General features: G+C 71.9%; 6 protein-coding genes. 4 read left to right on the forward strand and 2 right to left on the reverse strand.

Translation table 11 applies throughout. The annotated features are described in order from the left end of the window. Window positions 1-191 precede the first annotated feature (191 nt). Both ACZ6BG_RS34455 and ACZ6BG_RS34460 read right to left on the reverse strand, forming a co-directional pair. Entirely contained in the window at window positions 192-1,604 is a 1,413-nt protein-coding gene (locus ACZ6BG_RS34455) for a cation:proton antiporter (RefSeq protein ID WP_469008935.1), read from the reverse strand. A gap of 272 nt (window positions 1,605-1,876) precedes the next feature. Beyond that, complete coding sequence (locus ACZ6BG_RS34460) at window positions 1,877-2,746, reverse strand: metallophosphoesterase family protein (protein WP_469008938.1); 870 nt, start codon at window positions 2,744-2,746, stop codon at window positions 1,877-1,879. 132 nt (window positions 2,747-2,878) lie between these two features. On the opposite strand from ACZ6BG_RS34460, the gene ACZ6BG_RS34465 reads away from it, so the two are divergent. From ACZ6BG_RS34465 to ACZ6BG_RS34480, 4 genes are all read left to right on the forward strand, one after another. Beyond that, window positions 2,879-6,109 (forward strand): NACHT domain-containing protein, encoded by a 3,231-nt coding sequence (locus tag ACZ6BG_RS34465; protein WP_469008940.1) that lies wholly within the window; start codon window positions 2,879-2,881, stop codon window positions 6,107-6,109. A 521-nt stretch (window positions 6,110-6,630) separates the two neighbouring features. Further along, window positions 6,631-8,712 carry a P-loop NTPase family protein gene (locus ACZ6BG_RS34470; RefSeq protein ID WP_469008944.1) on the forward strand — a complete coding sequence of 694 codons (2,082 nt, stop codon included), beginning with the start codon at window positions 6,631-6,633 and terminating at the stop codon, window positions 8,710-8,712. 6 nt (window positions 8,713-8,718) lie between these two features. Then, window positions 8,719-10,338, forward strand: coding sequence for an ABC transporter substrate-binding protein (locus ACZ6BG_RS34475; protein ID WP_469008947.1), 1,620 nt, complete (start codon window positions 8,719-8,721; stop codon window positions 10,336-10,338). A 363-nt stretch (window positions 10,339-10,701) separates the two neighbouring features. Continuing rightward, window positions 10,702-11,802: a radical SAM protein gene (locus ACZ6BG_RS34480; protein WP_469008950.1), complete on the forward strand. Its 1,101-nt coding sequence runs from the start codon at window positions 10,702-10,704 to the stop codon at window positions 11,800-11,802. The last annotated feature ends 160 nt before the right edge of the window (window positions 11,803-11,962 follow it).

Here is an 11,962-nt window from a genome sequence, read left to right on the forward strand (position 1 = left end):
GCCGGTGCGCCTGCTGGGGCTCGCGTCGGCGGAGTGGGAGGCGGGTGCGCTTGGGTTCACGTGCGGCGTCCCCTCGTGCGGGTGGGCGGCGTGCCGCTCCCCGGGGCCCGTGCCGCGCGGCGTTCCCGCGCGGACGGCCGACCGGGGAGCGCGACCGCTGATGGCATGCGCCCTCCACTCTAAGTGCGGTCCTAGGTCCGGACACCTGCCGACTCGGTCGCCACGCTCTCCCCCACGGACTGTGCGGACTCCACGGACTGTGCGGACTCTGCGGACTCCACGGACCCCACGGACGGCTCGGGAGCCGCGATCGACGCCGCGGCCTTGGCCGGTGCGGGCCCCTCCACCACTCCGTCCGCCGCCGGACGCCCGACCCCGGCGGCGCCGCCCGCGGCCACGCCGACCCGCCGTGCCTCCCGCCGGTCCAGGAACCCGAGCGCCGGGCCCGTCATCGCCGTGGTGACGAGGGCCATGACCACCATCAGGGAGTACAGCGACTGGTCCAGGAGGCCGAGTTGCAGGCCGACGCCGAGGATCACGAGTTCGGTGAGGCCGCGGGTGTTCATGAGCGCCGCGAGCTTGCCCGCACCGTGCGGCGAAAGTCCCTGCGAGCGCGCTCCGGCGTAGGTCCCGCCGAACTTCCCCGCGATGGCGACCAGCAGGATCACGGCGAGTTCGAGGAGCCCGCTCACGCCCACTCCGCGCAGGTCGACCTTGAGGCCCGCCACCACGAAGTACACGGGCAGCAGCAGCGAGGTGACGTGCCCGGTGCGCTCGCACACCTCGTCGCGCAGCGCCCCCGCGCCGTCGCGCGGCAGCACGACGCCGAAGAGGAAGGCGCCGAAAATGTAGTGCATGCCCATGGCCTCGGTGGCCGCGGCGCAGAGCAACGCGCCGACGAGGACGGCACCGAGCCGGTTCGCGCTGAGCCCCGTGGCGCCGCCGGTGTCGAGGACGCGCCGCAGCAGCGGCCGCAGGGCGACCAGGAGCGCCGTGAACGGGATCAGCAGCGTCACGCGCCAGTAGTCGTCGGCCCCGCCGACCACGGCCTGCACCCCGGCGAGCGCCGACCAGGCCACGACGTCGACGAGGGCGGCCGTGGCGAGCGCGATGCCGCCGATCTCCGTACGGGACAGGCCGCGGTCGGCGAGGATCCGCGCGAGCACCGGGAAGGCGGTGACCGACACGGCCAGGCCCATGAACACGATGAACGCGGTGCGCTGCGGCGTGTCGTGGTCGCGCAGGAGCCACAGCGCGAGGCCGACGCCGAGGACGAACGGCACCAGGGTGGAGCCGAGGGCCGCGCCCGCGCTGACCCGGGTGCGGCCGCGCAGAACCCGGTGTTCGAGTTCGAGGCCGACGACGAACATGAACAGCGCGACGCCGATGTCGGCGAGCGCCGTCAGGAGCGGGCGCACGTCGGACGGGAACAGCTGGTCCGCGAAGAGACCGCCGAACAGCGTGGGCCCGAGCAGGATGCCGCCCAGGATCTCGCCCACGACGGGCGGCTGTCCGATCCGCGCCGCGAGCGCGCCGAGGCCGCGGGCGAGCGCCAGGATCAGCGCCACGTCCAGGAAGAGCAGCTGCACTTGGTGACTGGTCATGACCGGACCAGCCCTTCACCGACGTCGTGGGCGGTGCCCCCGTGAACGCACGCGCCTCCGTGCACGTACGTATCCGCGTGAACGTAAGTGACTGCGTGAACTTTCGTATTGGACCGCATCAAGCTGCTCCCCTGTCGCATCCCTCGGTCTGTGCACTCTGTTCGCAGTGCGCTCAGATTCGGCGAGGGACGCTGACAGCCCCCTGACGCAAACGACGGAGATCGTCGGAGGCGACGGGCGGACGGGAAGGTGAGGGGAGGCGGGCGGGAGTGTCAGGTCCCGGTGGGGCGCGGCGCGGGCAGGATCTGCCGCAGGCGCGGCGAGGGGTGCCGCTCGCGCTGCCACTCGCGCGGATAGCCGACGGAGACCTCCACGTGCGGAACGCCCTCGTGCCAGATGGTGCGCGGGATGTGCAGATGGCCGTAGACGACGGCCGCGGCGCGGTAGCGCACGGGCCAGTCGGCGGTCGCCTCGGTGCCGCACCACAGGGCGAACTCGGGGTAGTGCAGGATGCGCGTGGGCTCGCGGACGACCGGCCAGTGGTTGATGAGGACGGTCGGCAGCTCGGGGTCGAGGGCGTCGAGCCGGTCCTTGGTGAGCGCGACGCGGGCGCGGCACCAGTCCTCGCGGGTCGCGTACGGGTCCGGGTGCAGGAGCACCTCGTCCGTGCAGACCACGCCGGTCTCGTACGCGTACGCGAGGGCGTCCTTCTTGGTGTGCTTCCCGGCGGGCCGGAACGTGTAGTCGTACAGGAGGAACAGCGGGGCGATGACCGCCGGGCCGCCCTCGCCGTCCCAGACCGGGAACGGGTCCTCGGGGGTGTGGACGCCGAGGCCCCGGCACAGCTCCACGAGGTGGCGGTAGCGGGCCTCGCCGCGCAGTTGGTTCGGGTCGTCGCGGGGTGTCCACAGCTCGTGGTTGCCGGGCGACCAGATCACCGTGTCGAAGCGCTCGGTGAGGGTGCGCAGGGCCCACTCGATGTCGCTCATCATCTCGCCGATGTCACCGGCGACTATCAGCCAGTCGCCCTCGTGTTCCGGCCAGAGCTCGTCGACGAACTTCCGGTTCTCGGCATAGGCGATGTGCAGGTCACTGATGCCGAACAGCCTCGGCGCCCGTCGGGATGCGGCAGATGTCGTCACCACGTGAGGCTAACCGACGCGCGCCGCCGCCCCGCAGCCGCGCCCCGGGTGCTCCGCGCGACCTCGGTGCGCCGTCGGCGACCACGGTCTAAGGTGCCCAGAAGGCGGTTCTGGGCACGGACGGGGGCTTGAGTGGACGCCGGCACGGTGGGGCTGCGGATCGCGTCGTCGGTGATGGTGCCGCTGGTGAAACGGTTACTGCTGCCGCCCAAGAGCCTGCCGGGAGCCGAGTTCGGCGAGCGGCCGGTGCGCATCGGGCGGCTCCTGTCGTTCACCGGCGACAAGCGCGTCCTCAGCGAGGCCGATCTCTACCAGCTCGCGCGGGAGTTGGTGCGCCGCGCCATGCGCGCCGCGGGCCCGCACGACCCGCCCATCGCGCCCGACGAGCAGAACGCCGTCGGCTACGCCCTCGGCCACACCCTCCGCGCCCTCGGCGAACTCGACATGGACGACGTGCAGGCCTTCGACCTCGGCCCGGAGAAGCTCGCCGCCGCCCTGGTCCGCGCCAGCGCCCCGGAGACCCGCGCGCTGCTCAGCGCCGACGCCGCACGCCTGCACGACCGGCTGCTCGTCACCGCCTGTCTGCACCTGGTCCACCAGTTCAGCAAGCGCCCCGGTTTCGAGGCCCGCACCCAGGTCGAGCTGCGCCGCGGCCTGAGCGAGCAGAAGGAGCAACTGCGGCTGCTCCTGGAGCGGCTGCCCGCGACGCTCACGGAGGACACCGACTTCGAGCGGGCCTACGCCGACTATGTGGTGGGCCAGCACAGCAGCCTCACCATCCACGGCGTCGACCTGCACGACCCGCAGAGCCAGGCCTGGCCCCTTGAGACCGCCTATCTGAGCCTGGAGGCCGTGCCCGCCCGCGACCCCGCCGAGCCGGTCCCCGGCGCGGGCAACGGCGATCCCGACGGCCGCGGCGTGGACCCGGACCCGGAGTCCGAGCGCACGGCGGGCCCCGTCGAGGCGGCCCTGGCCGCGCACGACCGGGTGCTGCTGCGCGGCGTCGCCGGGACCGGCAAGACGACGCTGGTGCAGTGGCTCGCCATCACCACCGCCCAGCAGGACCGGGTGCCCGGCCATCTGCCGCAGCTCCTCGGCCGGGTGCCGTTCGTGCTCCCGCTGCGCACGCTGGCCCGCGAGGACACCGAACTGCCCATGCCGGACGGCTTCCTGAAGTGGATCGACTGCCCGCTGACGGGCAGCGAGCCCAAGGGCTGGGTGGTGCGGGTCCTGCAGGCGGGGCGCGGCATGCTCCTGATCGACGGGGTCGACGAGATCCCGGAGGCGGAGCGGCCACGCGCGCGGGCCTGGCTCGCGAAGCTCCGCTCCGCCTTCCCCGGCAATCTGTGGCTGGTCACGACGCGGCCCTCCGCGCTGCCCCGGGACTGGCTCGGCCGCGAGGGCTTCCGCGAGTTCACGCTCACGCCGATGCGGCCGGGCGACGTACGGCGGTTCGTGCGGCGCTGGCACGAGGCTGCCGGAGCGGGCGAGGAACTCGCCGGGAAGCTGCTGCCGCTGCTGCGGGCCTCGCCGGAGCTGAGCCGCCTTTCCACCAACCCGCTGCTGTGCGCCCTGATGTGCGCGCTGCACCGCGAGCGCCGCGGCTTCCTGCCGCCGGGCCGGATCGCGCTGTACGAGGCCGCCCTCTCGATGCTCCTGGAGCGCCGCGACCGCGAACGCGACCTCTACGGCCGCCAGCCGCCGCCGCTGGACCAGATGTCCGCGACGGAGCCCCTGAAGCGGCTCGCGTACTGGCTGATCCGCAACGAACGCACCATCCTGCGGCGGCAGGACGCCGTCGACCTGGTGGAGAAGCTGCGCCCGTCCGTGCCGCAGCTCGCCGCCGTCGGCACGTCCGACGACGTCCTGCGGCTGCTCCTCGTCCGCACCGGCCTGCTGCGTGAACCGGCCGAGGGCGCCGTGGACTTCATCCACCGCACCTTCCAGGACTTCCTCGGCGCCAAGGCCGCCTTGGAGGAGCACGACATCGGCGCCCTGGTCGCGCACGCGCACGTCGACCAGTGGGAGGACGTCCTGCAGATGGCCGTCGCCCAGGCCCGGCCCGACGAGCGCGCCGACCTCCTCACCCGGCTCACCGGCCGCGCCGACCGCGAGGAGGACGACACGGTGCGCGCCCGGCTCCGGCTGCTCGCGCTCGCCTCCCTCGGCCAGGCGACGCGCCTCGACCCGGAGGTCCGCAGGACCGTGGAGGAGCGGGCCGCGCAGCTCCTGCCGCCCCGCAGCATGCGCGAGGCCAGGGCGCTCGCGGAGACCGGGGCGCTGCTGCTCGGCCTGCTGCCCGGGGCCGAGAGCCTCACGGGCGACGCCGAGGTCACGACGGTCCACGCGATCTGCCGCATCGGCGGCGACGCGGCCCTGGCCCGGCTGCGCGAGTTCGTGACCACACGGCAGCCGGCGGTGCGCTCCCAGCTCCTCGCGCACTGGGACCGGTTCGACACCGACGCGTACGCCGAGGAGATCATCAAGCCGCTGCTCGCGGCCGGCGCGGGCGAGGCCGTCACGGTGCGCTCGGCGGCCGAGCTGAAGGCGCTCAGCGCGATGTCCGGGTACGAACGCGTGGTGCTCCAGGGCGACTTCTCGGAGCAGGACATCGTCGGTGCGCTCGACGCGGAGGGGCTGCGCGAGCTGCGGCTGCGCGGCAACGTACGGCTGACGTCGCTCGGCTTCCTGTCGACGTTCCCCGCCCTGGAGGCCCTGGCCCTGCACGGCTGCCGCGCCATCAGCGACACCGCGCCGCTGACCCGGCTCCCCCTGCTGCGCCGTCTCACCCTCACCGACCTGCCCCAACTGGAGCCCCTCGCCCGGCTCTCGGCGTGCCCGCGCCTCGACTCGCTGCTCCTGGGCGCCGCAGTGCCCTGGCGCGGGCTGCGGGACCTGCCGCGGCCGGGCGGGCTGCGGCTGCTCGCGCTGCCGCCGGACGCCGTCGAGCTGGCTGCCATCACCGCCCTGACGGAGCTGCGCGAGCTGCGCCTGCACAACGCGAGCGACCGGCTGCGGCCGGACGACTGGGACGCGCTGCTCGCCCAGTTGCCCGCGCTGCGCACCCTGCGCCTCTCGCACGAGCAGCTGAGCATGATGCTGTTCCCGCCGGGCGCCCGCATTCCGCAGCTCACCGGCCTCGAAGTGCGCTCGCGGCCCGGCGCGGCGGTGTCGCTGCGGCGAATCGCGCGCCGCCTTCCGGGCCTTGAGGAGGTCCACCTCTCCCTGTTCGACACGGTCGACCTGGTGCATCTGGCGGGCCTTCCGGCGCTGCGGCGGGTGCGCCTCGACTATCCGGGCGAGGTGCACCACGCGGACGAGCTGCCGGCGCGGGTGGAGCTGACGGTGCGGCCGCGGCACTGAGACGAGGCCGGCGCGGGTGGTTGGGGAAGGTGGAGGTGTCGGGGGGATGCGCTCGCGCGCGGCTCCGAAGTGGCGCCCGCACGGCCCCGAGCACCGCTTCGAGTACGCCCCCGCGCGCGTGCCGCGTCCGCGCTCCTCCGCGCGCCCGTTCCCGATCGGCTCCCGACCGCTCCCGACCTGAATCCAAGCGAAACCCGAGCGACGCCCGACCGGAAACCCACCGAAAACCCACCGGAATCAGACCGGCCCTGAACCGCCGTCCGACCGCCTTGCGACCGCCTTCGGCCCCGCTCGGTCGCGCGCCCCCGATCGCATACCGCACCGTGTCACGGATCCGCCGTAATATGCCCGATCGGCTCGCCCGTAGGCCCTGGCCAGGGGATAGTGGGAGGTGTAACTTCTTTCACCCTCAAAGCAGTTGACCCCGGCAAGGAGGGGCGAAGGAGCGGCGCGAGAACCCGCGGGACCGGCGGGGACGAGACACCGGCGGGCGGCCAAGGACAGGAGCGGAATCCGGCGAGATGCACACATCCGAAACGCCTCGGCTGTACGCACGCGATCCGCTCCTCCACTCCCTCCTCCCCCGCCTCACGGGCCTCGCCTACGCCGAACGCGCCCGCGTGCCCTGGGAGCACGACAAGGACCTCCCTCTCGTCCTCCTGACCGGACGCCACGGCATGGGCCGCACCGCCGTCCTGCGCGCCCTGGAGCGGCACTACTCGGGGCGGCTCCCGCTCGCCCTCGTCGACACCGCGGCCTGCGCGCTCGTCGTCGAGCTCCTGGAGGAGCTGGTGTGCTCCCTGGCGCCCGGCCTCGGCAGGCGCTTCCCGCTGCTCCTGCCCGGCCTGATCTCCGTGTTCGCGAGCCACGGCGGCACCGCGGACGGGCGGACCCGGGCCACCACCCGCATCGCCCGCCTCCTGATCGCCTGCCACCTGGAGTCCGGCACCGAGGCGAACGTCGCCCAGCGGTGGGCCGTCCGACTGCGCGCCCGCCTGGACGACGCGCCCGGCGCGGGGGCCGGCGGCGCCGGGTCCTGGTCCGTCGCGCACGCCCTCACGCAGGCGGCGCTCGCCGAGTACTTCGAGCGGTACACCCGCTCGCGCGCCGCGGCACCGCTGCGCCAGTGGTACCAGGAGCGGTACGCCGAGTCCGAGTCCGCCGCGGGCACGGCGGCGGACGGCCAGGACGGACTCGTACGCCTCGCCGACTGGTTCCGCCGCGGCGGCGACTACCGGCACGCGGCCGAGCAGACCCTCGTGCACGCCTTCCTGGAGGACATCGCCGCCGCCCGCAGCAAGTGGCAGCGCCTGAACCGCGACCCGCGCCCGCTGGCCCTGCTCGACAACACCCACTCCCCCGCCGGCTCCCGCCTGGTCGACCTGATCCTCGAATACCGCGCCCGGCCCGGCACGGCCCACCACGACCCGCTGGTCGTCGTCGCCACCCGGCTCGGCGACGCGCCGCCGGAGGCCACCGAGGCCGCGCACCGCGAACTGCCGGACCTGGTGACCTCCACGCGCTGGCGGCGCACCGGCCACGCCCCGTCGGCGGGACTGCTCGTCGTACCGCTCACACCGCTCAGCAGGGACGACATCCTGCTGATGCTGGACGCCGCGTCCGCGCCGCTGCACCCGTATCTGGCGTCCGCGCTGCACACCCTCACCGGCGGGCACCCACTGGCGAGCGGCGTGCTGTGCGACGCGGTCCTGGAGCACACCCGTGCCACGGCGTCCCGCGGCACGAGCCCACCCCCGCCGGAAGGACCGCTCGGCCCGCGCAACCTCCTCGAACTGACCACCCCCGACGGGCCCTCGGTGACCCAGGCGATCCTGGAGCGGCTGCTCCCCTCGCCGCAGCAGCGGTCGCGTCTGGTGCCGCTGTCCCTGGCCCGCGACAGCACGGCCGCGCAGGCCCTGGCCGCCCATCTGCGCCTTGAGGGGCCCGAGCAGTTGCCCGCGAACGCGGCTGCCGACTATCTGGAGGCCGAGCACTGGCAGCACGACACCCCGCAGGACCGCCCGCTGGCCGCCGACCCGCTGCTGCACACCCTCCTGGTGCACGAGGCGCGCCGCACCTCACACGGCGCCGACTCGCGCCGCGGCTGGCAGGAGATCCACGGCTTCCTGCGCCGCCACCACACCACGCGTGGCGAGGACAGCGAGGCCGACGCGCTGCGCCACACGCTGGCCGCCGGGGACGCCAAGACGGTGGTGGCCGCGCTGTCCGAGGAGTTCCAGTCGGAGCAGGACCGGCAGAGCGCGCTGCGCTGGCTGAACTGCCTGAGCTACGCGGCGACGGCACCGGCCCCGCCGTCGGCGGACTGGGACGACGAGCGGGCCGCGATGGCCGCGGGCGCCCACGACGACCGCTATCACGACATAGACGAGATCGACCGCTGCATCAACAGGCTGCTGCACGGCCTGTGGTACCTCTCCGACGCGCTGGCCGAGCCGGAGGCCGACCTCTGCGACGACATCGGAGCCGAGCTGGCTTTCCTGTCGCTGCGGCACCAGACGTGGCGGGCCGTGCTGAGCCAGGCCGCCCGCACCTGGCCGGCCGCCGTCCGTGACAAGCGCCCCCTCCCGCTGCCCGAACTGTGAGGAAGCATGTTCCTGAGCCGCCGCAACGGGTTCGGTCCCCTCGACAAGGCCATCGCCGTCCTGGTGCCGCTGGTCCTGATCGCCGTGGGTGTGATCGTGTACCTGGCGACCCGCCCCGAGGACTGCGCGGGGGGCCTCGCCAAGCGTGACGGCCAGTGCGTGGGCGTCACGGATTCGGCGTTCGACGCGAACGACGACATCAAGGGGCTGATCCGGGCCGTCGCGGATGAGAACGCCCGGGTGGAGAAGGCCTGGGAGTCGCCAAAGAAGGGCCAGACCCGGATACCGTACGGCCGGATCGCGCTGATGATGCCGTTCACCTCGGACGATTCAAGCGCCATGACCGCGCCGATGATCCGCCGCGCCCTCGCCGGGGCGCACGCCGCCCAGTTGCGGGCCAACAGCGGCGGCGGGCCGCACTATCAGCTCTTGATGGCGCCCGACGGCAAGGACCTCGACAAGTGGCAGCCGGTGGTCGACGACCTGGAGGACCTGACGGACGACCGGGAGTCGCCGCTCGTCGGTGTGATGGGCCTGCCGAGCAGCACCCCCGAGACCCGGGACGCGATGCGGGCGCTGAGCGACCGCCGTATCGCGACCGTCGGTCCGGTCATCACCTCCGCCGACATGAACGCCCCCTATTTCTTCAAGACCTCACCGAACAACGACCTCCTCGCGGACGCCCTCGGTCAGTACCTGAAGAAGAATCGGGGCGAGGGCAAAGGCTTCCTCGTCTTCGACAGCCGCCCCGACGACGTGTACTCGCGCAATCTGCAGAAGCTGATCGAGAAGAAATTCGGCGCGGCGTACGGGCTGCGCAAGCGCTCGGCGTCGTTCCTGGGCTCGACGGGCCCGGACGCCGGTATCCCGCAGCGATTCCAGTCCGCCGCGCAGAAGATCTGCGTGACCGATTCGGACACGGTGTTCTTCGCGGGCCGCGACCAGGATCTCCCGGCACTCGTGAAACGTCTGTCACAGGAGCCTTCTTGTGACCGCAGCAGCCCCGTGCGCATCCTGAAAGTGGGAATCGGTCTCGACCCGACGCTCACCACCCCCGAACTCACGCAGATGCTGCGCGACACCAAGACCACGATGGTGGCGGCCGCGTCCGTGACGAGCGAGTGGTGGCAGAAGAAGAGCACCGCGCCCGATGGCCTCGGCGGCTTCCTGTCGGTCTTCAACAAACTCAAGGAGCCCTACGGCCTCGGCGGGAAGTCCCTCGACGACGGTTACGCGATCATGTACCACGACGCGTTCATGCTTCTGGCCAATGCCTTCGACCGCTCGTACTCGGAGGCCAACGAGCCCACCGGCGGCTCCACCAGGACCCCGGACCCGGCGCGCACACCGACCAAGGACGACGTCTACAACACCCTGATCGACGCGAGCATCGTCGACACCGGCGACTCCACGCGCTGCATCGGCTGTCTCCAGGGCGCCGCGGGCACGTACGGCTTCGAGAAGTCCTCCGACACCGACGACACCGATCAGTGGCCGGTATGCAAGCCCGTGCCGGTGATCGAGTACCCGGCCGTGCGGGGCCGCAAGGCGCAGGACACCTTCCGGACGTTCGAGAAGACGTTCAAGCACCCGTGTCCCGATGACGTGACCCGCGGCGATTCCTGACCCGCCCCCCGATGATTCCTGACCTGCCCCACAGCGATTGCTGACCTGCTCCGCGGCGGCAATTCAGCGCGTCCGGCACGCGGTGGCACGTGACAAGAACACGTGCCCAGCACATTTGGCCTGATCCCATGGCGCGATAGATGTTTACTCAACTTCCTGGTTGTCTAGACCCATTGACACTCCAGGAAGCGCTCTCCTACTGTCGCGGACGTCGATCGGACAACGCAAAACGTCGCCAAAAAGCGCGTGGAGGGGTTCGTGAACAGCACTGAAGGTGCCCGCGATATCACCATGACAGCGCCCCGGAACGGCGAAGGCCTCCCGGACGTGAGTCTCGATCAAGCGCACTCGCCACAGAAAGTCATGGCGCACGGTGATCTCCTACGACGATTCGTCGCCGGCGAGGAGATCAAACCGGTCCACATGCGGATCGGCATCATGGGCGCCTGCAATATGCGTTGCAACTTCTGCAACTTCCATTCACCGAACGAGGAGCAGTTCTACGACCTGTTCTCGTTCAAGGACTCCCTCACCACCGACAAGGCGATCACTCTCCTCAAGGAGTTCGCCGAGAACGACGGCCGCGCCGTGACCTTCTGCGGCAGCGGCGAGTGCACCATCCACCCGGGCTACGCCGACATCTGCCACGCCGGGCACGACAGCGGCCTGCACATCGGCCTGATCACCAACGGCTCCCGGCTCGGCCGCCCCAAGGTCGCCGACTGTGTCACCGCGACGCACACCTGGGTGCGCGTCGGCATGAACGCCGGCACCGAGGCGACGTTCAACGACATCACACGCGACCGCGAGCAGACGTTCTCCAAGTTCATCGGGACGATCGGCAAGCTGCGCGACAACGCCGTCGCACCGGACTTCCGCATCGGCTTCAACTATGTGATCACGCTGCAGAACTACCGCGAGATCGTCGAGGCCGCCCGCATCGCCCACGAGTCCGGCGCGCACTATGTGCGCTTCGAGCCGGAGTTCTACAGCGCGATGGGGCACGAGACCATCGAGTCCGTCATGGCGGAGATCTCCGCCTCGCTCGTCGAGGCCGCCGCGATGTCCACGGACGCCTTCGAGGTGTCGGTGCCCAAGCTGGACCGCGGCCCCATGGACCAGGTGGAGGAGGTCGAGGGTGACTTCGAGCGCTGCCACTACAGCCGCTTCGTGACGGCCGTCGGCGCCGACGGGCATCTCTACCCGTGCCCGCAGGTCCACCTCAACAGCCGCTACCGCATCGGCGACGTGGTCGACCTCGGCTACCCCACGGTCCTCGACGGCGGTCCGCGCGCCGAGTGGGAAGCCACCAACCCCAACCGCACCGACCTGTGCAAATCCTGCTTCTACCGCCCCCAGAACGAGCTGCTGGAGCTCCTCAAACGCGGCCAGATCAAACTGGACGAGGCTCTGGACGCGTACGCGATCGAGGTCCCCCAAACTCTCCACGCGGACTTCGTCTAGACGCCACCCGGACGCCCGAAGCGGACTTCCCCCGCACACCTGACGCGAACTTCGCCGAGACCCCACCCGCACGCCCGACGCGAACTTCGCCCAGACCTCACCCGGACGCCCGAAGCGGACCTCGCCCGCACCCCCGACGCGGGACTTCTCCCAGACCTCG

Source organism: Streptomyces sp. NPDC041205 (assembly GCF_055591765.1).